18 protein-coding genes are annotated in these 25944 nt (G+C 45.7%); 11 read left to right on the plus strand and 7 right to left on the minus strand.

The genetic code is table 11. The features are described 5' to 3' along the window. The first annotated feature begins 114 nt into the window (after positions 1-114). Positions 115-885: a tetratricopeptide repeat protein gene (locus QUA99_RS21585; RefSeq protein ID WP_333240738.1), complete on the plus strand. Its 771-nt coding sequence runs from the start codon at positions 115-117 to the stop codon at positions 883-885. A gap of 96 nt (positions 886-981) precedes the next feature. Here QUA99_RS21585 and aroB read toward each other — a convergent pair whose 3' ends face one another. After that, a complete protein-coding gene (gene aroB, locus QUA99_RS21590; protein ID WP_333240736.1) occupies positions 982-2076 on the minus strand; it encodes a 3-dehydroquinate synthase in 1095 nt (364 codons plus the stop codon). A gap of 77 nt (positions 2077-2153) precedes the next feature. On the opposite strand from aroB, the gene petL reads away from it, so the two are divergent. Continuing rightward, entirely contained in the window at positions 2154-2255 is a 102-nt protein-coding gene (gene petL, locus QUA99_RS21595) for a cytochrome b6-f complex subunit PetL (protein ID WP_015175161.1), read from the plus strand. A 719-nt stretch (positions 2256-2974) separates the two neighbouring features. Further along, on the plus strand, positions 2975-8428 hold the full coding sequence (locus QUA99_RS21600) for an AAA family ATPase (RefSeq protein WP_333240734.1): 5454 nt from the start codon (positions 2975-2977) through the stop codon (positions 8426-8428). Positions 8429-8682: 254 nt separating this feature from the next. Here QUA99_RS21600 and QUA99_RS21605 read toward each other — a convergent pair whose 3' ends face one another. Continuing rightward, positions 8683-8907: a KTSC domain-containing protein gene (locus tag QUA99_RS21605; protein WP_041622401.1), complete on the minus strand. Its 225-nt coding sequence runs from the start codon at positions 8905-8907 to the stop codon at positions 8683-8685. A gap of 159 nt (positions 8908-9066) precedes the next feature. Between QUA99_RS21605 and QUA99_RS21610 the strand changes: the two genes are divergently transcribed. The 8 genes from QUA99_RS21610 (at position 9067) to QUA99_RS21645 (ending at position 20401) form a co-directional block, all read left to right on the plus strand. Further along, positions 9067-9657 carry a chromophore lyase CpcT/CpeT gene (locus QUA99_RS21610; protein WP_333240731.1) on the plus strand — a complete coding sequence of 197 codons (591 nt, stop codon included), beginning with the start codon at positions 9067-9069 and terminating at the stop codon, positions 9655-9657. Between the two features lie 110 nt (positions 9658-9767). Beyond that, on the plus strand, positions 9768-10916 hold the full coding sequence (locus QUA99_RS21615) for an NAD-dependent epimerase/dehydratase family protein (protein ID WP_333240729.1): 1149 nt from the start codon (positions 9768-9770) through the stop codon (positions 10914-10916). A gap of 683 nt (positions 10917-11599) precedes the next feature. After that, positions 11600-12733 carry a glycosyltransferase gene (locus tag QUA99_RS21620; protein ID WP_333240726.1) on the plus strand — a complete coding sequence of 378 codons (1134 nt, stop codon included), beginning with the start codon at positions 11600-11602 and terminating at the stop codon, positions 12731-12733. 698 nt (positions 12734-13431) lie between these two features. After that, positions 13432-16104 (plus strand): GAF domain-containing protein, encoded by a 2673-nt coding sequence (locus tag QUA99_RS21625; protein WP_333240757.1) that lies wholly within the window; start codon positions 13432-13434, stop codon positions 16102-16104. A gap of 146 nt (positions 16105-16250) precedes the next feature. Next, positions 16251-17393 carry a hybrid sensor histidine kinase/response regulator gene (locus tag QUA99_RS21630; protein WP_333240723.1) on the plus strand — a complete coding sequence of 381 codons (1143 nt, stop codon included), beginning with the start codon at positions 16251-16253 and terminating at the stop codon, positions 17391-17393. A 150-nt stretch (positions 17394-17543) separates the two neighbouring features. Beyond that, positions 17544-18374: a GUN4 domain-containing protein gene (locus tag QUA99_RS21635; RefSeq protein ID WP_333240721.1), complete on the plus strand. Its 831-nt coding sequence runs from the start codon at positions 17544-17546 to the stop codon at positions 18372-18374. Positions 18375-19099: 725 nt separating this feature from the next. After that, positions 19100-19690: a YdcF family protein gene (locus QUA99_RS21640; RefSeq protein WP_333240719.1), complete on the plus strand. Its 591-nt coding sequence runs from the start codon at positions 19100-19102 to the stop codon at positions 19688-19690. Positions 19691-19861: 171 nt separating this feature from the next. Further along, on the plus strand, positions 19862-20401 hold the full coding sequence (locus QUA99_RS21645) for a GAF domain-containing protein (RefSeq protein WP_333240717.1): 540 nt from the start codon (positions 19862-19864) through the stop codon (positions 20399-20401). A gap of 109 nt (positions 20402-20510) precedes the next feature. Here the strand turns inward: QUA99_RS21645 and QUA99_RS21650 are convergent, their stop codons facing one another. The 5 genes from QUA99_RS21650 to QUA99_RS21670 form a co-directional block, all read right to left on the minus strand. Continuing rightward, positions 20511-21149 (minus strand): lysophospholipid acyltransferase family protein, encoded by a 639-nt coding sequence (locus tag QUA99_RS21650; RefSeq protein ID WP_333240715.1) that lies wholly within the window; start codon positions 21147-21149, stop codon positions 20511-20513. 255 nt (positions 21150-21404) lie between these two features. Continuing rightward, positions 21405-22343, minus strand: coding sequence for a phosphate ABC transporter substrate-binding protein (locus QUA99_RS21655; RefSeq protein WP_333240712.1), 939 nt, complete (start codon positions 22341-22343; stop codon positions 21405-21407). Positions 22344-22353: 10 nt separating this feature from the next. Next, the gene (locus QUA99_RS21660) at positions 22354-23067 is read right to left on the minus strand and encodes a PspA/IM30 family protein (protein WP_333240710.1); all 714 of its coding nucleotides are present in this window, start codon (positions 23065-23067) and stop codon (positions 22354-22356) included. Between the two features lie 409 nt (positions 23068-23476). Continuing rightward, a complete protein-coding gene (fabD, locus tag QUA99_RS21665) occupies positions 23477-24358 on the minus strand; it encodes an ACP S-malonyltransferase (RefSeq protein WP_333240707.1) in 882 nt (293 codons plus the stop codon). 507 nt (positions 24359-24865) lie between these two features. After that, positions 24866-25867 (minus strand): beta-ketoacyl-ACP synthase III, encoded by a 1002-nt coding sequence (locus tag QUA99_RS21670; protein WP_333240706.1) that lies wholly within the window; start codon positions 25865-25867, stop codon positions 24866-24868. Positions 25868-25944: the final 77 nt, after the last annotated feature.

Consider the following 25944-nt stretch of genomic DNA (forward strand, 5'->3'; position numbering starts at 1 on the left):
TAAAATATCTCGACTGTTAATAACTAACTATTTCATCTGGTGGCCCCCGATCTGCTCCGACTATTACGGCGCTACTGAAACCCAGGATATCAACAACACGTTTCCACAAAAGACATGAAAAACGATCGAGAGTTTCGCTTGTTCCCACCTTTGAGGTGGATCGCCCCAAGCATTTTGGTGGGTGCAGGAATGTGGAATGCCGCAGCGACCCAACCGGCACAAGCTGAGCCAATCGCCCTGCAACTGGAGCAAAACTTGCAGTCGCAGAACTTGCAGCCACCGCGCCGGGGGCCGGCAGTTCGGGAAGTTATGTCCTACGAAATGAAGGGAGACGAACTCAGGATTTGCAAGCAGCAAGGCAACTCCGAGAAAAAATGCGAAGTTGTAGGTAAAGGCTACACGCTGGGTTTGAGAACTGCCAACGACCTTTACGGTCAAGGAAATATTGTCAATGCCGAAGCTTTGTACCGGCAGCTAATCGCTCGCTATCCCAAACAAGCCGATGCTTATTACAAGTTGGGAACTATGCTGTCGGGCCAAGGTAAAATGAGCGATGCGATCGTTCTATTCCAAAAAGCAATTGAAGTCAACCCGCAGCACGCAAAAGCTCACAACGATTTAGGCGTGGCAATGGCAAGTCAAGGGCAGTTGCCCGAGGCAATTGTTCAGTGGAGACAAGCAGTTAAAATTAACGATGAATATCCCGATGCTTTAAACAATTTAGGAGTCGGTTTGTACCAGCAAGGAGACAAGGAAAACCAAGCGGAGGCAGTAGCCAGCCTCAAAAAAGCTAAGGAGTTATTTATCAAGCAAGGTAGAACTCAAGCTGCTAACAGAGTAGATAAAATTTTGGAGGAAATTAATTCGCAGTCGAGCGACTCCTAAACTCAAGCGCCGATCGCACATTGAAAGAAAAAACATCATTGGCGATCGGCGTTAATCAGCCTTCAGCGGCGGTTAAACAACCCCAAAAACGGGACTCTAAAGCATTTCCCTCAAAACTTGTAAAATCAAATCCCCATCCACCCGATCGCTCACAGCAGCCTCACCCAAGCGCACCGGCAGCACAAACCGCACCTTGCCATCCTGCACCTTTTTATCGAGTTGCAAAGTATGCAAAATTTCCTCAACATCCACACCCGCAGGCAATTTGGCAGGTAAACCCGCTTTTTCAATCAAAGCAGACTGGCGGCGATCGCACTCAGCATCCCACATTCCCAACTCCACAGCCAACCGGCTTGACGCAGCCATGCCGATAGCCACTCCTTCCCCGTGATTGATCGCCTTGTAATTGGTCAAACTTTCCACAGCATGACCGATAGTGTGTCCGTAATTCAAAATCGCCCGCAAACCCGATTCCTTCTCGTCTTTGCTGACCACCTCAGCCTTAGCTTGGCAAGACCTACTCAAAATTTCAGCCAACAAATCCGCCTTCACATAGCGCATTTGATCCAAACGCTTGCAATTCTCCAACTTCCCAAAAAGTTCAGCATCCCAAATCACCCCGTACTTGATGACTTCCGCCATCGCCGAACGAAACTCCCTCGCCGGCAGAGTTTTGAGTACATCCGGGTCAATCAAAACCAAGCGCGGCTGGTGAAAAGCCCCGATTAAATTCTTCCCTAAAGGATGATTGACCCCGGTTTTGCCCCCAATAGAAGCATCAACCATCGCCAGCAGCGAAGTCGGAACCTGCACGACATTAATTCCCCGCAGCCAAGTCGCCGCAGCAAAACCCGTCATATCGCCCACCACCCCGCCGCCCAAAGCCACCATAGTCGAGGAACGTTCTAAACGGTTTGCCAAAGCCGCACCGTAAATTTTCTGCACCGAATTTAAAGTTTTGTACTGTTCTCCCGGTGGTAAAATGCAGCTACTGACTTCCAGACCGGCCGATTCGAGGGCTGCTGTTGCTCTTTCGCCGTACTGCCGAAAAATCGACTGATTCGACACCAGCAGCACTTTTTTGCCCAAACTTAGATCGCCCATCATAGTGCCGAGTTCGTCTAAACCGCCCGATCGCACGCAAATATTGTAAGATTGTGGGCCCAAGTCAACTTTAATTATCGATTGCATATTTATCTAATTTAGATATTAGATTTTAGATTATAGTTCTTATAGGTCTTTTTATTGATTGTTTTGGAGAAACTGCAATGACTCTTAGCGGAGCAATAACTTATTTTGGGATTTTTGGCGGCGCGATCGGCTTGGCGACAGTGCTGATGTTTGGTCTGCGGGCTGTCAAACTCATCTAATTGGCCTGCTTTGTGACTTGGAACTCAGAGATTGAAACCTCTGGTAAAAGTATTAATCGTGCGAAGTCTTTGCGCCCAAAAAATCTCTGATTAAACTTAGAGATTTTGCGCGCAAATGCTTCGGTCGATAGAATCTGAGAGTAAAATTAGCTTAATTAGACTCTTGGCTGACTGACAATTCCTTGACAAACACTAATTAATCTAACCCCAAAGATACTTCTTGGCACACAGCAACAGACCCCGAAAATCTTGTAAAATGAAACGAAAGTAAGTCTGGAAGTTGTTGCGAATCAAAAGAGTAAGACTCCGATAGTCAAATATGTTACTAAATTTACCTAAACCTATTCGTTGCAACAAGCTATAGGTAAAAATTATCACCCTGGCATCTGAATTAATTGGAAGATCCAACTATGTTTGCCATAAAGCGCTCAAATTAAATAACCACAAAGCGACGCTACCAGGAAGTCAAACCAAAGCAGGTACGGGGAGTATTCCCCAGTTTATCCATCCTCAGCCACCGTCGGGTAAGTTCTGTTTAAATATCTGCACCTACTGACACAAGGTCACAATTATTGCGAAGCGGGCGTTTTAACAAGCGCTCTGAGACTATTTGACAAGTAATTAGCTACAATCGAGCTTGTTTAGAAATTTATCCCAAACAAGTAAATCCTGCTACTTGGGCAGCAATACAAAATAACTTAAGATTAGCTTAACAAACTATGAATGCGATCGCCAACTTACCCGATTATCAAATCACAGAGCAATTATACACAGGTACGCGCACCCTTGTCTATCGAGGCATCCGTACCAGCGACCAACAACCCGTCGCCATCAAATTACTGCGAAATGAATACCCCAACTTTAACGAACTCGTTCAATTCCGCAACCAATATACCATTGCCAAAAATCTCGACTTTCCTAGTATTATCAAACCCTTAACCCTAGAAGTTAATGGCAATGGCTATGCCTTAGTCATGGAAGACTTTGGTGGAATTTCCCTATCTGATTATCTCCAAACAGCCACGGATGAAAAGTCCCAATATCAATATTTACCTTTAGGTGAATTTCTCCAGATATCTCTTAAAATAACAGAAACTTTGCACTACTTATACCAAAATAGAGTCATACACAAAGACATAAAACCAGCTAATATTCTGATCGACCCCGCAACAAAAGAAATCAAATTAATTGATTTTAGTATTGCTTCTCTCCTACCAAGAGAAACCCAAGAAATTCAGAATACTAATCATTTAGAAGGTACATTAGCCTATCTTTCTCCCGAACAAACTGGTCGAATGAATCGAGGCATAGACTACCGCACTGACTTTTATTGTCTGGGAGTTACATTTTATGAATTATTGACGGGAACATTGCCATTTAGATCGGAAGATGCAATGGAATTGGTACATTGTCACCTGGCGAAACAGCCAATACCCATCCATCAAATTAATTCAGAAATTCCCCTAGCTTTGTCAGAAATTGTCAGTAAGCTGATCGCAAAAAATGCCGAAAATCGTTATCAGAGTGCCTTGGGAATTAAGCACGATTTAGAAATCTGTCTAGAACAACTACAAACTACAGGCACAATAGAACCTTTTGAAATAGGAAAGCGAGATATTAGCGATCGCTTCCTAATTCCCGAAAAACTCTACGGAAGAGAAGCCGAAGTCAATCAACTATTAAATTCCTTCGATCGCGTCGCCAATGGCACAACAGAAATGATCCTAGTAGCGGGTTTTTCTGGGATTGGGAAAACCGCCGTTGTTAATGAAGTACATAAACCAATTGTTCGTCAACGCGGCTATTTTATTAAAGGCAAATACGACCAATTTCAACGGAATATTCCCTTTTCGGCTTTCGTGCAAGCTTTTCGCGATTTGATGGGGCAACTATTATCAGAATCAGATGAACAATTGCAAACATGGAAAACTAATATTCTCGCAGCAGTGGGAGACAATGGGCAAGTATTAATTGATGTAATTCCTGAGTTAGAAAACATCATCGATAAACAGCCACCATCCCTAGAATTATCAGCAACAGCAGCCCAAAATCGCTTTAATTTATTATTTCAAAAATTTGTCAAAGTCTTTACCAGTAAAGAACATCCCTTAGTGATGTTTTTAGATGACTGGCAATGGGCTGATTCTGCATCACTGAATTTGCTCTCATTATTGACGCAACAAGATACAGGACATCTATTGATATTAGGTGCTTATCGAGATAATGAAGTTTCCCCTGTCCATCCATTTATCTTAACCGTAGATGAACTGCTCAAAACAGGGGCAACGGTAAATACGATTACATTACCGCCGTTAAGAGAATCAGATATTAATCGATTGGTAGCAGATACGCTAAATTGCGAACTATCTATTGCCCAGCCTTTGACAAAATTAGTTTATCAAAAAACCAAGGGAAATCCTTTCTTTGCAACTCAGTTCCTCAAAGCTTTACACGATGACAAGTTAATTACCTTTAATTGGGATATCCAGCATTGGCAGTGCGATATTGCCCAAATCAAAGCCTTGGCAATTACTGATGATATTGTTGAATTCATGGCGTTGCAATTGCAGAAATTACCAATTCCAACTCAGGATGTCTTAAAGTTGGCTGCTTGTATAGGGGCGCAGTTCGATTTGCATAATTTGGCAATAGTTTCACAACAATCGGAAACAGAGACGGCGACAGTTTTATGGAGAGCATTGCAGGGCGGAGTAATTTTACCGATTAGCAATGTTTATAAGTTTTATCAGGTTGAAGGCAATAATAACTTAAGCCCCGAAGATGAAAATGCTAATAAACAAAATGCTAGATACAGATTTTTGCACGATCGCGTTCAACAAGCCGCCTATTCTCTGATTCCCTCAGACCAAAAACAGGCAACTCATCTCAAAATTGGTCAACTGCTCCAAAAGAACTTATCAGAGATAGAAAAGGAGGAAAAGCTATTTGATATTGTCGGGCATTTGAATTTAGGAATTAGGTTAATTACTCAAGCGGGAGAACGGGAAGCCTTAGCCCGACTGAACTTAGCAGCAGGACAGAAAGCCAGAAATTCTACAGCCTATTCAGCCGCCAGAAGTTTTGTGCAAATAGGGATTGAGTTGCTAACCCCAGACTGTTGGCAAACTCAGTATGAATTAACCCTCAATCTGTATGTAGCTGCGGCGGAAACTGCCTACTTGAATGCTGATTTTGATGGTATGGAAGAAATGGCAGATCTGGTTTTGCGATCGTCCAAAACGATACTAGATAAAGTCAAAATATTTGAGATTCAAATCAACGCACTGACAGCCCAAAGTCAGATGTTAGAAGCAATCGCAGTAGGCAGAAATGCCCTAACACAATTAGGGGTTGAGTTCTCATCGGAACCTGACGAAGCCTTGATAGGCAAAGCACTACAAACCCTTGCCGATCGACTCCAGGGCAAACAGATTGAGGAACTGATTAACCTCCCTGTGATGAGCGACCCTCGGACAATTGCGGCTATGCAACTGTTAGCAATGTTGTTTTCGCCCATTTTTGCGGGAAATCCTGCCTTGCTGCCTTTGCACGGCTCCACAATGGTCAGTCTATCACTCCAATTTGGAAATGCACCCGCATCAACAATCGGGTATGCAAGTTATGGCATGGTGCTGTCTGTCTTTTTGGGAGAAGTAGAAAAAGGCTATTGTTTTGGTCGAGTGGCACTGAGCGTACTCAATCAGTTGAATGTCCGGGAATTTAAGTCCATAACTTTACTTTTGTTTGGCTGTTTTCTCCAGCATCGTCAAGAAGCACTAAGGGCAGTAATTATAACGGCAAAAGAGGGCTATCTGACTGGAATAGAAACTGGTGATTTCCTAAATGCTGGCTACAATATTAGTGTTTATTTTGACGATAGTTTCTTCGCTGGAGTGGATTTCTATGATTGGGAACCAGAAATAGAAAATTACTGTGTTGTCTTAGCTCAAGTTAAGCAAGATTCTCCTCTGGGTTATCTGAAGATGAAAAAACAGATGGTGCAGAGTTTGATAGAAGTTGTCAATCAACCGGATTTATTAATCGGAACCGCCTACGATGAAACGGTGATGATTCCCAAGCACCATCAGGATCATGAGTTTACAGCACTCGCTTTTGTCTATATATACAAATTGATTCTTGGCTATCTATTTGGCAACTACACCAATGCCCTAGAATACATAGCCCAAGCTAATCTTTATTTGATGGCAGCAGCCGGAGTAATTCATACTCCGGTTTTCCATTTTTATGCCGGGTTAACCTACTGGGCAGTATTTTCTACGCAGTCAGAAATTGAGCGAGCTAAGACTCTCCCTTTGGTAGAAATCCATCAAACTACTCTGGCTCAGTGGGCGCGTTATGCTCCGATGAATCACCAACATAAAGTTAACTTATTAGAGGCAGAAAAATGCCGAGTTTTAGGCAAGAATTATGAAGCAGGAGATTTGTACGATCGCGCAATTGCCGGAGCCAAAGAAAACGAATATATCCAAGAAGAAGCGTTAGCTAATGAACTAGCAGCTAAATTTTATCTGGACTGGGGCAAAGAAAAATTTGCTTCTGGATATATGGAGAAAGCATACTACTGTTACACCCGATGGGGTGCGAAGGCGAAAGTTGCTTATTTAGAACAACACTATCCCCAACTACTAGCAGCTATTCTCCAACCGACTAAACGAGCTATCATATCTGAGGGAACAATCTCTCCCACGCTGATGAGAAGCTTAACTAGCACCAGTAACAGCAACAGCCAGAATTTATGGTTGGATTTTCCGGCGGTGATGAAAGCAGCACAAGCTATTTCACAGGAAATTGAATTAGAGAAACTATTAGCCACTTTGATGCAAATTGCGATCGCCCATGCCGGAGCGCAAACCGGACTTTTAGCGATCGATCGAGAGGCAAAATGGCTAGTAGTGGCGAAAGCGACTGAAAACCAGACAGAAAAGAGGCATATTCCTTTAGCTGAATGCCAAGAATTACCCCAAAGTTTGATTTATTCTGTAGCCAGAAGTCAAACAACGGCGGTTTTTGATAACTTGAGTGCTTCCACTCAATTTGCAGGCGATCGCTATATCATCACCCAGCAGCCTAAATCAGCTTTATGTATTCCGATTAGCAAGCAGGGAAAATCGATCGCGATTTTGTATTTAGAAAATAATCTAACAGTGGGAGCATTTACAAGCGATCGCATCGAAACCCTCCAAATTCTTAGCGCTCAAGCTGCTATATCTATTGAAAACGCCCGTTTGTATGAACAAGTAGAGAACTACTCTCAAATCTTGGAAGCGGAAGTAGAGCGAAAAACAGAAGAGTTAAGCCAAAAAGCTTTTGATTTAGAGCAAACATTGAAAAATCTACAACAAACCCAAGCACAACTAATTCAGAGCGAAAAAATGTCAGCCCTCGGTCAACTCGTAGCGGGGATAGCACACGAAATTAACAATCCAGTTACTTTTATTCATAGCAATCTTCATCCGACAGAAAATTATATCAAAGCTTTGGTGAATTTGCTAGAACTTTATCAGCAAGAATATCCAAATCAAAGCTCAGCAATTAAAGCAAAGATTGAGGAAATTGAGTTAGCATTTATCACGGAAGATTTAACTAATATCCTGCAATCCATGAAAGTCGGAAGCGAACGAATCAAACAAATTATCCTGAGTTTGCGTAATTTTTCTCGCTTGGACGAAGCAGACATGAAATCTGTAGATTTACACGCCGGACTTGAAAGCACTTTACTAATTTTACAAAACCGCTTCCAAGAAAGTGATAATCAACCCAAGGTACAACTGATTAAAGAGTATGGCAACCTTCCTCGTGTCACCTGTTATGCGAGTGAGATGAATCAGGTCTTTCTCAGTATTATTAGTAATGCTCTTGATGCTCTCAAACAAGTTAGTAAAACTAATAAACATCCTTTTATTAAGATTCAGACGGAAGTCATAGAAAAAGAGTGGGTAAGAATTGCGATCGCTGATAATGGTAGTGGGATTCCTACCGATATTCAAAAACGCATATTCGAGCCATTTTTTACAACTAAACCTGTGGGTAGCGGCACAGGTTTGGGTTTATCTGTAAGCTATGCTATTATCAAAAAACATGGGGGTAAATTAACCTGTGATTCGACAGTCAGCAGCGGGACAATTTTTGTAATTGAGATTCCTATAAAGTAATTGGTATAACTTGGGCCAGAGATAGACTCAAATATTGATGACAAGATGAAACTAGAATTGGCTTAAAAATGGACGGGGATTTTGGTAATTGGGAAACGGACGATCGCATTGGAGACACCGAGTGGTAAACAAAGGGTGAGTATCCAGCAATTCCAATTGTGCCTCTCACATCCACAATTAAAAAATCTGGGTGAGAGTTCGTCGATCGCAAAAATCACGATTAGATATTCAAAACGCCTAGATTAATGCCGTACTTAGCGCCGCCGTTTCTTCACCTGTTGGTACGGATAGCAGTCAATAACACAATCTCTCATGTAACTCCCTTTGGAATCAGAGTCCATAAGTTCTAAATAGACATTATTCGGCACTTCAGAATATAGATAGGTTTTGCCACTATTGAAAACAACCTCCAGAGTAGAAGTTGTTTCGTCATAACCCACAGCTTTTATCATGCTGGATTCGACTGGTTGTAGTTTCACGATTTCCCGATAAGTAAGGCTACCTGAAAAAAACAGCATACCCAAATCCCGGACTTTTTAAAGAAGTCAGGACTCTAAAGCCCGATCGCACCTGAATTTCCCCTAAAATAATTTCTACTCCCTCAATCCAAAATCTAAAATCTAAAATCTAAAATCGAAATGACTCATTCCACCGATATCGTCACCCTCGCCCGCTGGATGGCCGCCGATTTCAGCAACCAAGCCCAAGCCTTTGAAAATCCGCCATTCTTCGCCCACATCCGCGTCTGCATGAGGCCTTTGCCGATCGAAGTTCTGGATGGGATCAGCTTGTACCTAGAACAAGCCTACGATATTGAACTGAATGTACCGTACCGAGTCCGAGTTTTGAAATTAGTCCCGGTGGACGATCGAATCGACATCGAAAATTATGCCATAGAAAACGAAGAACAATTCTACGGCGCTTCCCGCGACCCGCAACGGCTGCAAGAAATCAAAAAACCACAACTGACACTGCTTCCCGGCTGCACCTTTATTACGCAGTGGACTGGCAACAGCTTCAAAGGGTTTGTCGAACCCGGAAAAGGCTGTGCGGTGGTCAGAAACGGCAAAAAAACCTATCTAGACAGCGAATTCGAGATTGACCAAGACAAATTTATCAGCCACGATCGCGGACGCGACCCAGAAACCGACGCCCACGTCTGGGGAGCCCTCGCCGGGCCTTTTGAATTCACCCGCCGGGCCAGTTTCGCCGACGAAATTCCGGTTTAATCCAAAAAAACAGACTCCCTCCTGGGCGAACACGCTTGATTAAAGGTTCAGAATGCACCAATACCTGGTACATTAACCCAGTATTGGCAAGCAAGATTCACCGTTGATTTATGAAAGTCCTGGTTATTGGTGGCGATGGCTATTGCGGTTGGGCAACCGCACTCTACCTTTCCAACAAAGGTTACGAAGTTGGCATCCTCGACAGCTTTGTGCGGCGGCACTGGGATCTGGAACTGTGCAGCGACACCCTCACTCCCATTGCACCGATTCAGCAACGACTCCAGCGATGGCAAGATTTAACGGGCAAGTCGATCGACTTGTTCGTCGGTGACATCACCAACTACGATTTTCTCAGCAAAAGCATGAGAAAATTTGCACCAGAGGCGATCGTCCATTTCGGCGAACAGCGTTCCGCCCCCTTCTCGATGATCGATCGCGAACACGCAGTCCTCACCCAAGTCAATAACGTCGTCGGGACACTCAACCTGCTGTACGCCATCCGCGAAGACTTCCCCGAGTGTCACCTAGTGAAATTGGGGACAATGGGCGAATACGGCACCCCGAATATTGACATTGAAGAAGGCTACATTACGATCGAACACAACGGCCGCAAGGATACACTACCCTATCCCAAACAACCAGGCAGTTTCTACCACCTGTCAAAAGTCCACGACTCCCACAACATCCATTTTGCTTGCAAAATCTGGGGTTTAAGAGCCACCGACTTAAATCAGGGCGTAGTCTACGGCGTGCTCACAGATGAAACCGGCATGGACGAACTGTTGATCAACCGTTTGGACTACGACGGAGTATTCGGTACAGCCTTGAACAGATTTTGCATCCAAGCTGCGATCGGTCATCCTCTGACAGTTTACGGAACTGGCGGACAAACCCGCAGCTTCTTAGACATTCGGGATACCGTGCGGTGCGTGGAACTGGCGATCGCCAACCCCGCCGAAGCCGGACAATTCCGCGTCTTCAACCAATTCACCGAACAATTCAGCGTCGGCGACTTAGCCTCCTTGGTGCAAAAAGCAGGCACGGCAATGGGATTAAAAGTAGAAATCAACAACATCGAAAATCCCAGAGTCGAGAAAGAAGAACATTATTTCAATGCCAAAAACACCAATTTGCTAGACCTCGGTTTGCAACCGCACTACCTATCAGATTCCCTGCTCGATTCTCTACTGAATTTTGCTACAAAATATCAGCACCGCGTCGATAAAAACCAGATTTTGCCGAAGGTTTCTTGGAAGTAAGTTCTGGTATCAACCTGCGGGGAAAGAGATTTTTTAACGAACCGCGAAGGCGCGAAGCGCGCGAAGTAAGAGAAAAGAAGGGAAGAGAGGGGAAGGGTTCGCAAGTTCTGAATGGATTTGGCTGTATATTACGATGATCTATCTTTTGTATCTCTTGCTCTGTGTTCTCTGTGTCCTCTGCGGTTAATTAAAAAATGGCATCAGGTTTTTATTGCTGGCTTGTTTGGGAATAAATCCCGTGAAAAGTCGAATTCTCATTCTGTTGCTTTTGGTGGTTCTGCCTGGATTTTCAGCGAGGGCAGTTTTTGCTTATTATTTAATAGGGGAATGGGCTGCTGTAACTCTGAGTATTCTAAATTAGTGGCGAGTTAGCGAAGGCTTATCTGCCACTTAAAAAGCAAGCTAAATTGCCGGAAAAGCACAGGAAATTCACAGAATTAATTGCTTGACCGAAAGTGTGGGATTGCTTTTAGGTGGGATAATTGTATCAATTGGCATTCAGGGAATTGGCATTTTATCCCAAAAACCTCTCGCTCGGAATTAGCGGTAGTGCAACTGAAAGAAGAAGTGTAGAAAAGCAGTCGATCGCACGCCATGACTTACTCGCCGCGAGACAGTGTATTCTGTTAACGGTGAGGCGATCCGCAAGCCATGAATATCGGCTCCCTAAGTAACTTATTTTTATGAAAATTGCTCTTTTCACTGAAACATTTTTGCCAAAAATAGACGGCATTGTGACGCGCCTGATTCACACTGTAGATCACTTGCAGCGCGCGGGCGAACAAGTTCTGATATTTTCTCCAGATTACGGGATTAAAGAATACAAAGGTGCCCGAGTTTACGGTGTGGAGGGTTTGCCTTTGCCGATGTACCCGGAACTGAAAATGGCACTTCCTTCTCCGGCTGTCGGTCGCCAATTAGAGCAGTTTAAACCGGATATTATTCATGTTGTCAATCCCGCTATTTTGGGATTGGGGGGTATATATTACGGCAAAAAATTCAACATTCCGATTTTGGCTTCTTACCACACGCATTTGCCGAAATACTTGCACCACTACGGTTTCGGAGTCCTCGAACCTTTATTGTGGGAACTGCTCAAAGGAGCTCACAACCAAGCAGAATTGAATCTGTGCACTTCAACAGCAATGGTCGAGGAATTGAGAACCCACGGCATCGAACGAGTAGACTTGTGGCAGCGGGGCGTAGATACGGAAATGTTCGTACCGGAATTGGCAAGTCGAGAAATGCGATCGCGCCTTTCGGAAAATAACCCAGACAGTCCCCTGCTGCTGTACGTCGGCCGCCTGGGTGCAGAAAAAGAAATCGAACGCATCAAACCAGTCCTCGCAGCGATTCCCGACGCCCGCCTCGCCCTAGTGGGAGACGGCCCGCACCGGCAAACTCTCGAACAATATTTTGCCGGCACCCCCACTAATTTTGTCGGCTACCTCAAGGGGCAAGAACTCGCAACAGCTTACGCATCGGCTGACGCCTTCATTTTTCCCTCCCGCACCGAAACCCTGGGCTTAGTCCTCCTAGAAGCAATGGCTGCGGGGACGCCCGTAGTGGCGGCGCGCAGCGGCGGAATTCCCGATATCGTCACTGACGGCGTTAACGGATATTTATTTGACCCAGCCGATGAAGAAGGAGCACTCGCTGCCACCAAGCGTCTGTTGGTCAATCCCGAAGAACGGGAAACCCTGCGCCAAAACGCTCGCAAAGAAGCCGAACGCTGGGGTTGGGCCGCCGCCGCCGCACAACTGCAGCGCTACTATCAATCGGTGGTATTTGCCCAGTCAATGCCGAGAGCGGCCTAAATGCTATAAGCTAAGCTGTCGTGCCTTTAAACAGCACCGACAGCTTATGCCATTTGAGATTTGATATTTGAGATTAAAAAATTGCTAATGACAGATGAACTAAGGGTTTGGAGCTTGTTTAGAGTTGCATTTTTTTTGAAACGGGTATTAGCTTTGCGGTTCGATCGTCAGTTTGTAGCGAGAACCGATTTTATCAAAGACCGATCGAAATTTTTAGGTAGTTAGATCACTGTACCTATCCTGCTGCTGCGTTTAGCATTAAACTATGAGTAGCTTTGTAGGAATTTCTCGCGCGCGGCGGTTCTAGAGCGCCATTCACCAGACCGCATACGGTCGCCGAATACGCTAACACAGTCATACCGCGCAGCAGCCGAGCACAAAGCGTCAAATTCACCTTGCCCTGCTCGATCGAACCAAAGCCTGGATGGAAGCTACTTTTTAGGCTGGCAGTGTTCCGAACTCCTGTTCAGCTTTAATTGACGAACCCTCATCAGTATTGAGGTTGTAAAAAAAAGATCGATCGAGCATACATAACAAGCAAACTGAAGTTGCGTGCCCCACTTTTGAACTCGCGATTCATCAAAGCGACAAGCGAGTTCCGGCTTGAAAAGCAAACAACTTCAAGAGTTCGCACCGCCGCAGAATCTAGCGCCGATCGACCTGCGGGTCACTCTACCCCTCTGAGAAAGCAGTTAATCATGACATTCTCCAATGCTGGTAGCGTTCTGGCTACACTGACTCAAGTCAATTTTATGGGGGCATTGACCTCCCGTGTTAAGAGCCTGCCAGTTCCTGAATTAGTGTGCCTGCTGGACTTTATCACGGCTGAATTTCAGCAATTTATCCGGGCGATGGACCTGATTAACAATGAAGCACTCGAAACTCTCTTAGAGCAACTGTTAGATGCCTTCACTGTCAAAATTGGTCAAATTCTGCAAGCAGACCGGACAACAATTTTTTTAGTTGACTCCAACAAAAATCAACTTTGGCACAAAACAGTCGATTTGCTCACGGGCGAAGATGTAGAAATTCGCTTGCCGATGGATGCAGGCATTTTAGGCTACGTAGCAACAACCGGAAAATCGATCAATGTCGCGTCGGCTCGCACCCACGAGCATTTTAATTCTGAAGTAGACGAACCACCGGGCTACGAGATCGAGACGATCCTCTGTATGCCGATTTTTAGCAGCAAGAGCCAACACGAACCCGTAGCGGTGGTCAGACTGTTAAATAAAGCTGGCAATGTCCCTTTTAGCGAGGAAGACGAACAGCAGTTTCAGGCTTTTGCTGATTCGATCGGGATTATTCTCGAAAGCTGTCAGTCTTTCTACGTCGTAGCCCGCAACCAGCGAGGGGTTGCAGCGCTTCTGAGAGCCACCACAACTTTGGGTCAAAGTCTTGACTTGGAAACAACTTTGCGCTCTGTAATGGATCAAGCTCGCGACTTGATGCAGGCCGATCGCAGCACGCTATTTTTGTTAAATCGGGAAACCAACGAACTCTGGACAAAAGTCGCTAAGGCCGACGGCAAAACGATCGTCGAAATCCGCATTCCTGCGAATAAGGGAATTGCAGGCTACGTGGCTTCGACCGGTCAACCTTTAAATATTACAGATGCTTACGACGATCCCCGCTTTGACCCATCCACAGACCAGCAAACGGGATACCGCACTCGGACTGTCTTGTGTATGCCGGTGCACAATGCTAAAGGTGAGCTGATCGGGGTAACTCAGCTAATTAATAAGAACCAAGGCACTTTCACTACTTCCGACGAAGAGTTTTTGCGAGCGTTTAATTCCCAAGCAGGAATGGCGCTGCAAAATTCTCAACTGTTTCAGAATGTGATGGTGGAAAAGCAGTATCAGAAAGATATGCTGCAAAGTCTTTCTGATGCAGTAATTTCCACGGATTTGAAGGGCCGAGTTGTGACGATCAACGAAGCAGCACTAGAATTGTTGGGCTGTCCGGTAAATCAAGCTAAAAGCAAACAGAATCTCCAGATTTGGGAAGATAAACTGGTGAATCGCTATGTTTGGGAAGTTGTGCCGATCGACAATTTGCAATTTCGACTGGAAGACAGTCTCAAAAATGCTGCCAGACATTACGTTCCCGAACAAAGTTTAACTTTGGGATTGTTGGTGGAAAAAACGTTTGGTTCTGCTGCTGCAGCAGAAACTGAAGCAGCAGAAACTGAAGAAGAAAGTTATATTTTGGCTGTACCCGATCGCACCGATCCAAATTTATATTACGCTTGGGGCGAAAACCGCGCGTGGAGCGAGGAAGTAGCGCTGGCAGAATTAGCTAATGCCCAATCTCTATTTGCGCTGCGAAATTCTGCCCTGTATCACCCTTATTGTCCGCTGCCAATCAATAAATCTCGAATTAAAGTAATTGAACGCAGTTTGAATTTGACTGTCAACCCGCTGATCAATCCTGAAGGCGGCGTGCGCGGCGGTTTAGTTGTACTCGAAGACATCAGCCGCGAAAAGCGGATGAAAAATACCATGTACCGCTACATGACTCCTGGAGTCGTAGATAAAGTAATGGCTTTGGGTGAAGGCGCGCTCATGGTGGGCGAACGCAAAGAAGTAACTATTTTATTTTCCGACATTCGCGGCTACACCACCCTGACCGAAAATCTGGGAGCGTCGGAGGTGGTATCCCTGCTGAACAAGTATTTTGAGACGATGGTGGAGGCCGTTTTCTACTACGAAGGTACTTTAGACAAGTTTATTGGCGATGCTTTAATGGCCGTGTTCGGCGCGCCGCTGCCGCTGAATCCTCCCGAAATTCACGCTTGGATGGCGGTTCAGTCGGCTTTAGATATGCGCCGACGTTTGAAAGAGTTTAATGATTCTCGCCCCGGCGAAAATCAGTTTCGCTTCGGAATAGGGATTAGTTCCGGAGAGGTGGTTTCGGGAAACATTGGTTCGGAAAAGCGGATGGATTACACGGTAATCGGGGATGCGGTGAATTTGAGCTCGCGATTGGAACAGCTTACAAAGGAGTACTGCTGCGATATCATTTTGAGCGAATTTACATACAGTTTGTGCAAGGAACGGATTTGGGTGCGAGAGTTGGACAAGGTGCGGGTTAAGGGCAAAAATCAGCCGGTGGGAATTTACGAGTTGCTGCAAAATAGTGCCGATCCTATCGACGGGGAAACCCTTCGGTTTTTGGAACTTTACAGCAATGGTCGGGATGCTTATATTGCTAGAAATTTTCAGAAAGCTATTAGTTGTTTTGAGGCGGCTTTAGCTATGCGACCGAGCGATCGACCTGTGGAAGTTCACATCGAGCGATCCCTCAGCTATTTGCAAGTACCCCCGCCCGACGATTGGGACGGCGTGCATACGATGACCATCAAATAGGATATTATATCACGGCCGAGTCTTCAAATGTAAAAAGATTCGATAAAGTTTTTATATCTTCCTTATGACAGAGTTAATAAGTGGAAAAATGTGAAAACATAAATCGGATGCAAGATTAAAGTTAGTATTTATTTCCAGCCACATAAATGAATTATTTATCTGTTCCGAATGCCACAAAAGCCGATCGCATTCTGGTGGTAGACGACGCACCCGATAATGTTTTGTTGGTACAGACAATTCTGGAAGAAGAAGGTTACGAAATTAGCACGGCCGATAACGGCTTTTCGGCCTTGAGCGAAATTGACAAATCAGCCCCGGATTTGGTACTGCTAGACGTAATGATGCCGGGAATGGACGGTTACGAAGTCACCCAGCGAATGCGACAAAATAAGGAATTGCCCTTTATCCCAATTTTGCTGATTACAGCTCACGACAGTGCTAGCGTAGTCCAGGGACTTGACATGGGAGCAGACGATTTCATCCGCAAACCAGTTGAAATGGACGAACTGCTGGCGAGGGTGCGATCGCTCCTGCGGCTCAAACACAGCGTAGACGAACGCAATTCGATCGCCCTGCAGCGCGAAGATTTTGTCTCCCGACTCGCTCACGACTTGCGGACACCCCTGGTGGCAGCCGATCGAATGCTAACTTTAATGCAGCAAGGAGCTTTGGGAGAAATTTCGCTTCCCATGCGCGACGCTTTCGGCACGATGGTTCGCAGCAACCAAAACCTGATCGCCATGGTAAATATGCTGCTGGAAGTCTACCGCTACGAAGCAGGCCGCAAATCCCTAAGTTTCGCTCCGGTGGACTTGCGCCAGCTTATTACTGAGGTAGCTGAAGAACTAGCTCCCCTAGCCGATGCTAAAAGTTTGTCCCTGAATTTAGACTTGAAAGAAAGTGCAGAAAGTGCTCCGATTGCGAAGTATCCGGGCGATCGTCTGGAACTGCACCGCTTGCTGACAAATTTAATCGGAAATGCGATTAAATTTACCGACAGCGGCTCAATAGATGTCCGCTTAAAAGCTGCCAATTCACCTGCTTATACGAGCTTCAAAAACCAACCGCTGGCATGGGTAATCATCGAAATCCAAGACACGGGCGCCGGCATTTCTCCCACCGAACAAGCAAAGTTATTTGAAAGGTTTGGCCCTGGAACTCACAAGAAATCCGGTACAGGTTTGGGACTACACCTATGCCGCCAAATAGTCGAAGCTCACCGCGGCACGATCCAGGTAAAATCCGAGTTGGGTAAAGGCAGTTTGTTTACTATTCGCTTGCCTTGTTAGAGCGGTATAATTAACTCTAACTTTGGGATGCCAAAGGTGCACATTACTACAGATTAACTGTAACTGTAGGGTGCAACCTAAGCATATACTCGAATTATCGTTAATTTACCGGATGTCAGATAATTACTTGGCAACCCAATTTATGGCAATATGTCTAACTGTCCAGTTTGCGGTGCTGAATACATAGAAGAAAAAGCAGAGCTTTGCTCGATTTGCGGCTGGGATTTGACTCCCTACCCGCAACGTGCTAAGCCTTCCAAAACTTATTTAAAAAAAGAACAAGTTAGATTGCAGTGGGCAAAACAAATGTGGGAATTGGCCCGCAATCAACAAAATTGGTCAGCTAAATTTGATGAGTTGCAGGGGGAATTGCAGCAAGGTGCGATCGCCCGCACGTACATTCAATCTCAGTTAGAATGGGTTCTGTACCGCCTCGAACAACTAAACCCCGAATTGATTGTCAGCACTCTACTGCGGCTGGAAGATAAAATCGCCGCTATACCTGACAAAACTCCGGCTATCTCGGAAGTGGGGATGGACTACCGACAACTGACAAAGCTATTAGAAACTGGAAAATGGCGCAAAGCTGACGAACACACTTGGGAAATCTTGCTGCAAATCGCTGTCAGGGAAGACGAAGGCTGGCTGAGTGCAGCCGATATTGACAGTTTTCCTGCTACAGACCTTCGCACGATCGACCAACTTTGGCAACAATACAGCAGCGGGCGGTTCGGGTTGAGCGTGCAGCAGCAGATTTGGGAAACTAGCGGAGGTAATTATACTGAATTTTGCGATCGAGTCGGCTGGCGAGTCAAGGAAAATTGGAAATATTACAGCGAGCTCTCCTTCAGCGAAAATGCTCCCCTCGGACATCTCCCCGTCACCGCATGGAGGCAGCGCGCCTGTTACGGTGCCGGTAAACTCACCGCAGCAGAAAACTTTGCCCGCATCGCTGCGAAACTTGCAACTGGCGATCGGTAATCATCAAAAAAAAAATCAAAATTGACATTAACTGCTATAATCAAAACGGTTTAGCAACTGGGGCTGTGGCTCAGATGGATAGAGCAAGCGCCTCCTGAAAAATCGGGCACCCTGCGAGGAAACTCTGGGAGTGAATGTGGTCAAATTTGGTGAAACCTAAAGAGTTCGTGGGTTCCTATGACTCTAAGGCAATACCAAGCCAAGCCTGAGTTCAGCGCGATGATGCGATCGCTATTATTGAAGTCAGGAAGGTTTAGAGACTAGACGGTCACCACCTAAAAGCTGCAAGCCTATGGTGAAGGTATAGTCCAGAGAGTGGGGAAACTCACACAAATCTGAAGCGCTAGGTCGCCGGTTCGAACCCGGCCAGTCCCGTTAACAATCAAGAAAAATTAAAAGCAGGAGGGGAAAGCTTAAGTTTTGCCCCTCTTTTTTGCATATCCGCTAACGAATTCGCCCACAGACGAATACTTGCTGGAAGACGATGACTTACGCAGAACCTCTATAGAATCCATCTGAAATCTCAAATCTCAAATCACCTGTTTAAGCCCCACCACCAGCGTAGAGTCAATCTAAAATCTAAAATCTAAAATCTAAAATCTAAAATCCTACGATCCCCCGACCCTTTTTTAATTTTTAATTTTTAATTCCTGTTAGTGGGCTATACGTGCGGTATTTTTTGTTATGGTTCCTTTGTGAGTTACATAAAATTTTTATAGGTTTAGATGTGGTTAAGAATCAATTCAAACACGCAGCGTTACAAGCGTTTGAACACTTCACGCAGTTTTTGGTTCGTAGTAGGGCTTTCGATGGCTTGCTGGTTGGGCTATCAGCAGCTTAAGAGCGAATTTCAGAGACCCCAAGCTGTGTTAGTTCTAGGTGGGGCTACGGAGCGAGAGGTGTTTGCCGCCAAATTTGCTCGATCGCATCCTGAATTGCCAATTTGGGTGTCGTCTGGCAGCAATCCCGAGTTCGCGCAATGGGTATTTTCAGAAGCGGGAATTGAGTCCGATCGCCTGCACTTAGACTACAGAGCGGTGGATACGGTAACAAATTTTACCACCCTGGTAGATGAATTGAAAGCTCAAGGGATTGAGAGCGTGTATCTGATCACTTCTGACGATCATATGCGGCGAGCTCAGATTATCGGCGAAATCGTACTCGGCAGTCGAGGCATTAGCTTTAAGCCTGTGGCAGTTCCGTCTGGGCGAACCCCCGAACCGGTGCAAAAAGTTGTTCGGGACGGCGCTAGGGCTATTCTTTGGCTCACAACTGGTTATACGGGTGCTAACTTCAGCCAAGCCAGAATTGAATAAACCAAGAAAAGCATTGAGCAACTTTTAAATTTTTTCCGATTCCCTCTGGTTTTAAAACTTGTCTCCGATAGCGATTTAAGGCATCGCGAAGACGCTGATGACAGATGCGTAATAGAAGAGAAGAGAAGGAGTAGTTTAAAATTAGTAGATGAACTTCAAAAGCTAAAGTTAATGACAGACCAAATTCTGCCGCAAGTTCTAGAGCAAATTTTGAGTGACAGCAAGACTGCGGATGCTGTTTTTTCGGCTTTGGTGCCGGCTTTAGGCGAGGTGTTAAATTGCGATCGGGTCTTTCTCTACCTCCGCAATCCTGAAACGCAAATGGGCAGAGTACCTTACTGCTGGCGTCACAACTCGAACATTCCAGAGGTTTGGGACGCAGAATGGAAAAAAGAACCAGAATCTTTAGGGGAAGAAGACCCTTTGTTTGCAGCAGCTTTGCGAACTGAACCTTCGATTTTTGTTGAGGATGTTGAAACAGCCAATCCTGAAGTAGTCAACAAAACTTTTGAGGCAAAAGAGTTCGGACATCGAGCTTTGATTCACGCTCACCTTTGTGCTGACGGCTTATTGTGGGGGGTTTTGCAGCCTTGTATGTTCGATCGCCCCAGAGTTTGGACTGACTTCGAGCGCCAAGTTATCGCAGCAGTTACAGAAAAAATTTCCCCTTTAGCTGTCGCTTATGTCAGAGGCATCGTACAAGCGCAATAAAATAGGTTTGTAACGAGGAGTCTTCGTTCTCACTACAAACCTGTAACGATGTTTTTTATCTATCAAACCAGCTTTCTTCGTAAGTTGTACAAAACATCCTCCAAGCAAATCAGCGCCCCAAATCGTGCATCGCATTAATCTCGATCGCACATCTTTGAGTCAGCGCTTCCAACTCCTCGCGATCCGAAGAACCGGGCGCTTCAATTAGCTTGCCAATTCGCACCGTCAGCGGCACCGGACGCGGAATTCCCGAACCTTTCGACGCAATGGCGTGAGTTCCCCACAAACTAACAGGTAACAGCGGCGCTTTAGCCTTAGCAGCTATCAGCGCAGCACCTAATTTAGGTTCAGTAATTCTGCCGTCTGGCGTGCGAGTTCCCTGCAAAAATACACCCGTCGCCCAGCCATTTTCCAAAGAGTTGATAGCCGATCGAATTGCACTGCGATCGGCACTTTCCCGCTTGACTGGATAAGCACCGTAAAGCGTAATTGCCTGCTTCAAAATAGGAACTTTAAATAACTCTTCCTTTGCCATAAATGCGACAGGTCGCCTCATGCAATTCGACAAAATCGGCGGGTCAAAATCGCTGGCGTGATTGCTGACTACTACCAGCGGCCCTTCTGCTGGAACATTTTCTGCACCGTAGATGCGGCCCCGAAAGTAAAGGTGCAGCATCGGGCTGACAATTGACCATTTGAATAAATAGTAGAGAAGTAAACTTTCGACTGGTTCGCGACTTTTGCTCACAGAAAAACCTTAAATTTTAAATTACATGGAATATTAGCCTATCAGTTCAGCAATCAAAACAGTAGCACTACACGGATTTTGACACGGATACACGGATAGGCCCAGCGATCGGACTGTTTAGCTAATTGGCTAAGTTGACTATCATCAGTGTATCCGTGTTTATCCGTGTCGTGCTGTTAGATGATTCGGCGGTTGAAACTGCTTTGCAAGCTTGTGTAGCGCCAGAATTTATTCTGGCGAATTCTTTGCCAAGGCTCAATTTCCGGCCAGCATCGCTTTTTGTCCTTCCGAAGAAGTCGCGTAGCCCAAGAAATCCTTAACTGCTTGGCTAGGAGGATTTTTGTAGGCGTAGTACAACTGCCGCTTGTAAGGATAGTTACCTGCATCAGTTGTCGCGCCGTTGACCGGAACAACGCGCACCGTTTTCTGATTGACTACTTGAGCGAATGTGGCATAACCAATGCCGTTGTTGCCTAAAGCTTGCAGCAGGGGAGTTGTCGCATCTCGATCGAGCGTGGTAATATTTGGCGTCGCGCCAAACTCGCCACCTCCGAGCACTTGTTCTTTAAACGTTTGGTGAGTGCCGCTAACTGCCGGTCTGTTAATTACTTTAATCGGGCCCGCCGGGCCGCCGACTTTCGACCAGTCTCGAGCATTTCCTTTGAAGATATCTTGAACTTGAGCGGAAGTTAAACCTCCTTTGAAGGGGTTGTTCGCGCCAACTACAAGGGCGATCGTATCTAGGGCAACAGGCACCGCTGCCAAACCCCGACCTTGTTCTTGAGCGGTCAAAGGTCGCGATACCGCTGCAATATCGGCTGTTCCCGCCGCCAAATCCTGAAGTCCTTTTTCAGAACCGTTCGCTTTGGTATCGACTGTCGTGCCGGAAAACTTGCCTTGAAAGCCGTTCTTGAGGTTCTGATTGATTGTCACCATGCTGGTAGAACCGTCAATTCTCACGGCCGTGCCCGCAGGTACGGAAGCTGGAAGTGCAAAAGAAGTAGCTGCAACAGGCGAAGCACCGCCGACTACTGGCGCGACTGGAGGTGCGACAGCATTGCCGGCGGGTGTGGGAGTGGGGGTATTATTAGCATCCTGGGAGGCTGGTTTATTGAGAAAAAAGAACCAGCCGCCGCCGGCGAGCAAGAGAAATAACAAAATAAAAACTATGGGGGGAGGCCCGCTCTTAGCCATAAAATTCTCCTTAGTTGGGAAGTTCTTTGTTGTTCGAGCCTTCTAACATTTGTAGCCTGCGATTAACTTCATCGTCTAAGGTCATATTTTCTAATTCTGCCTGAAGTCTTTCTTGGGGGTTTTCAGATAGTTCTGCTAAAGCTTGCTGTTTGAGGTGGCGGCCGTGGACGGCGTTTTTGGCTTGCTCAAACTGCGATCGAGCTGAATCGATACTGAGGTCGTTGTTGACTTTGGATATGGCTCCGAGGGCTTCGTTAATCTCGGCCATATCTTTCATATTTTGCATATCGGTTTTGTAGGCTTCCAGCTTCATCCGTTCTCGATTTAGCTTGTCTTTGGAAGCGTTGACGTAATGTTCGGCTTGTTTTACTTGGGCTTCTAACTGTGGCAGGATTTGTTCTGTCTGAATTACTTTCGACATTGCCAAGCGGGCTGCTTCTTCGTTGCCGTTGCGCTGGGCTGTGATGGCTTGGCGCTCTACGGTTTGCATTTCCCTGACTTTTTCTTCATATTTCGTTTTGGCGCGCTGGTAGGCTGCAACTTGGGTGGAGACTGCTGCTGCTAGCTTTTGCACTGATTCTTGCATCGATCGCAGTGACTCTTCGGCTACCGCCACCGCCACCTGGCCGCCGGATTCTACGGGCAGTCCCCACATCCAATTCCAGGCACCTACTATGGTTCTGCCTGCCTTGTCGCCCATCAACCAGTAAAGGACTTTTTTCATATAAGTACCAGATAAGCTTGGTTTTTACGCCTAGTTTACATCAGGAATTGTCGATCGCCCCGTCAATCGATTTTAGATTTTAGATTTTAGATTTTAGATTTTAGATTTTAGATTTTAGATTTGAACCATTGACCCCACGGATAAATTGGGGGGGCAAGTTTCATCGGATACAGGTTTTTTATTTCTGGACGGATGAATCCGGGGGCTTGTATCCTGGATGCTTGATTGTCAGGTCGATCGATTTCTCGATTTTTGATTGATAGTTTCTAACTGTCTGGATCGTCTATCCCCAATTTGCACAACAGGCAATATTCGGATTTGCCTGTTGTGCTATTTGTTTTTCGGCAATTTTCAGGCCTGTTAACTCTCAATTTTACGGCCTGCCGTTTAATAACAGGTTAAAAATAGATTAAGCGGGCAAATCTGCAAAACTGCTAACATTTACCAGCGCTAAATCGGGACAAGTCCGTTTGATCAAACCTGTGAGAACTTTGCCGGGGCCAATTTCCACTACCCGATCGATTCCTTGTTGCGGCAATTGCAGGGAAATTTCTCGCCACCGCACGCCTTTAGTCATCTGCTGAGTCAACCGCTGCTTTAAAGTGGCTGCGCTGGTAGTGGCTGAGGGTTCTGCGTTCGAGAGCACCAGCATTTTTGCATCGGAAAATCTTGCAGACTTTAAGGCTAGTTGAAACTCTGCCGCGACTGATGCCATCAGGGGAGAGTGAAACGCACCGGAAACATTCAATTTTACGGCGCGTTTGACTTTGATTTTGGCAAGCAAATCTTCTACTGCTGCGGGCGTTCCAGAAATCACGACTTGTGCTTCGCTGTTGTCGTTTGCCAGCACTACGTCTCGGCTGTATTGAATTTGCAGTTCTAGTTCCTGCCTGTCGAACCCTATCAAAGCCACCATTTGCCCGCCGGATGCAGTGTCCATGAGTTCGGCGCGGCGTTTGACTAAGCGCAATCCGGTTTCAAAGTCAAAAACGCCTGCTGCGTAGAGGGCAACGTATTCTCCTAAACTGTGACCGGCAACGACCGCTGGTCGATCGCTTTTTTCTCGCATTAAGTCGGTCAAAATACTTTCTACTACGAACAAACAAGGCTGAGTGTAAAGAGTCCGAGATAGTTTTGCTTCTTCTTTTTGGCAAACTTCCGGGACTGACCAACCTAAAATTTCTTTAGCTAGCTCAAATTTGGCTTTGGCTGTTGGCAAGTTTAATAAGTCTGCACCCATCCCGATCGCCTGGGAACCTTGTCCGGGAAATACCCATGCTGTTTTAGTCATTTTTCCGGTAATCTGCTAATTGGTGGTTGCTAATTGGTGATTGCAAAAATTTTTTGTTTCCTGCTTCTTTCGTTCGCTGCTTGGTATCCGCTATCTATCGGTTAACGAACTATCTACTGGCGACTCACAATTATAACATAATAATTGGGCTTTTTACGAAGTTTATATTTTTTTTGCTACTTTAATTAAATTAATAGCAGTAACAAAATTTTCAAGCTTCCAGGTGGGGAAAGTCGATCGAAGAATAGAGGATTTTTAATCTCAGGGCGCGCTTGTCAAGAACTGCTGTCCCGAGGGTGTACGGCTGCGCACCTTGCCCTATGTATGGCGCGTTCGAGGATTTGTATTTTTCAACGGTAGCACTCCAGACAATCATTAGCCAAAGTTTAAAGCCGCCAAACATTATACCAGTTCCCAAAAAGAATGAAACTGCCTTTACCCGCTCCCAACCTCTAGTTCCTCAGTAATTCCCAATCGAAAATCGAAAATCGAAAATCGAAAATCGCTTTACCTTCCCCATTGAAAAATCGCCGCCCCCCAAGTTAAACCTGCACCGAAACCCGCGGCAGCAATTGTATCGCCCGTTTTAACTTTACCCTGACGCACGGCTTCGTCTAAGGCAAGGGGAATTGAAGCCGCTGAGGTATTGCCGTAATTTGCCAAATTGCTCATTACTTTTTCGGGGGGAATCTTTAGCCTTTGGGCAACTGCATCGAGAATCCGCTGATTGGCTTGGTGCAACAGCAGCCAGTCAATTTCTGCGGCGCTGATATTTGCCCGAAACATAGCTTTTTCTATGACTTCCGGGACTTTTCTCACGGCAAAGCGATAAATTTCTTGACCGTTCATTGTGATAGGATGAAATCCGCCAACTCCGACGCTGACGCCCTCAATTAATTCTTTTGACTCGGCTTTGTAAGGCAAATTGAGAGACGAATTTTGCGTGCCGTCGCTGCGAATTTCAAATCCCAAAAAGCGATCGACTTCTGAAGCCTGCAATACCACCGCACCTGCACCGTCTCCAAATAGAATGCAAGTACCCCGATCCGACCAATTTACCCAACGAGATAAAATATCTGCTCCGATCAGCAAAACATTTTGATAAACCCCTGTCCGAATGAACTGCGAGGCTGTCACTAAACCAAAAATAAAGCCCGAACAAGCTGCTGTCAAATCAAAAGCCACAGCTTTTGTCGCGCCCAACTGATATTGAATTTTACTGGCAGTGCCAAACAAATCGTCAGGACTGGAGGTCGCCAAAATAATCAAATCAATATCTGCAGGCGAAATTTCTGCCATGGCGATCGCAGACAGCGATGCCTCTGTGGCTAAATCGCACAAAGAAGTGCGATCGTCCGCCAGCCTGCGGGAGCGAATGCCCGTGCGCGCCCCAATCCACTCGTCAGAAGTTTCTACTATCTGACTCAAACCGTTATTATCCAGCGAAACCTGCGGTGTACAAGAGCCGCTACCCGTGACGGCAATGCCGAACCCTGATTGCTGCAACATTCCTCTCCATTTATGAGCGATCGAGCTAGAAATTAAAAATTAAAAACTACCAATTAAAATTATTTTTTAAACTGCTG

This window comes from Microcoleus sp. F10-B2 (assembly GCF_036704965.1).
Lineage (GTDB): Bacteria > Cyanobacteriota > Cyanobacteriia > Cyanobacteriales > Microcoleaceae > Microcoleus.

Coding starts and splice junctions, on each gene's coding strand:
- QUA99_RS21585 (WP_333240738.1), top strand. CDS start 115: ATGAAAAACGATCGAGAGTTTCGCTTGTTCCCACCTTTGAGGTGGATC.
- aroB (WP_333240736.1), bottom strand. CDS start 2,076: ATGCAATCGATAATTAAAGTTGACTTGGGCCCACAATCTTACAATATT.
- petL (WP_015175161.1), top strand. CDS start 2,154: ATGACTCTTAGCGGAGCAATAACTTATTTTGGGATTTTTGGCGGCGCG.
- QUA99_RS21600 (WP_333240734.1), top strand. CDS start 2,975: ATGAATGCGATCGCCAACTTACCCGATTATCAAATCACAGAGCAATTA.
- QUA99_RS21610 (WP_333240731.1), top strand. CDS start 9,067: ATGACTCATTCCACCGATATCGTCACCCTCGCCCGCTGGATGGCCGCC.
- QUA99_RS21615 (WP_333240729.1), top strand. CDS start 9,768: ATGAAAGTCCTGGTTATTGGTGGCGATGGCTATTGCGGTTGGGCAACC.
- QUA99_RS21620 (WP_333240726.1), top strand. CDS start 11,600: ATGAAAATTGCTCTTTTCACTGAAACATTTTTGCCAAAAATAGACGGC.
- QUA99_RS21625 (WP_333240757.1), top strand. CDS start 13,432: ATGACATTCTCCAATGCTGGTAGCGTTCTGGCTACACTGACTCAAGTC.
- QUA99_RS21630 (WP_333240723.1), top strand. CDS start 16,251: ATGAATTATTTATCTGTTCCGAATGCCACAAAAGCCGATCGCATTCTG.
- QUA99_RS21635 (WP_333240721.1), top strand. CDS start 17,544: ATGTCTAACTGTCCAGTTTGCGGTGCTGAATACATAGAAGAAAAAGCA.
- QUA99_RS21640 (WP_333240719.1), top strand. CDS start 19,100: ATGTGGTTAAGAATCAATTCAAACACGCAGCGTTACAAGCGTTTGAAC.
- QUA99_RS21645 (WP_333240717.1), top strand. CDS start 19,862: ATGACAGACCAAATTCTGCCGCAAGTTCTAGAGCAAATTTTGAGTGAC.
- QUA99_RS21655 (WP_333240712.1), bottom strand. CDS start 22,343: ATGGCTAAGAGCGGGCCTCCCCCCATAGTTTTTATTTTGTTATTTCTC.
- QUA99_RS21660 (WP_333240710.1), bottom strand. CDS start 23,067: ATGAAAAAAGTCCTTTACTGGTTGATGGGCGACAAGGCAGGCAGAACC.
- fabD (WP_333240707.1), bottom strand. CDS start 24,358: ATGACTAAAACAGCATGGGTATTTCCCGGACAAGGTTCCCAGGCGATC.
- QUA99_RS21670 (WP_333240706.1), bottom strand. CDS start 25,867: ATGTTGCAGCAATCAGGGTTCGGCATTGCCGTCACGGGTAGCGGCTCT.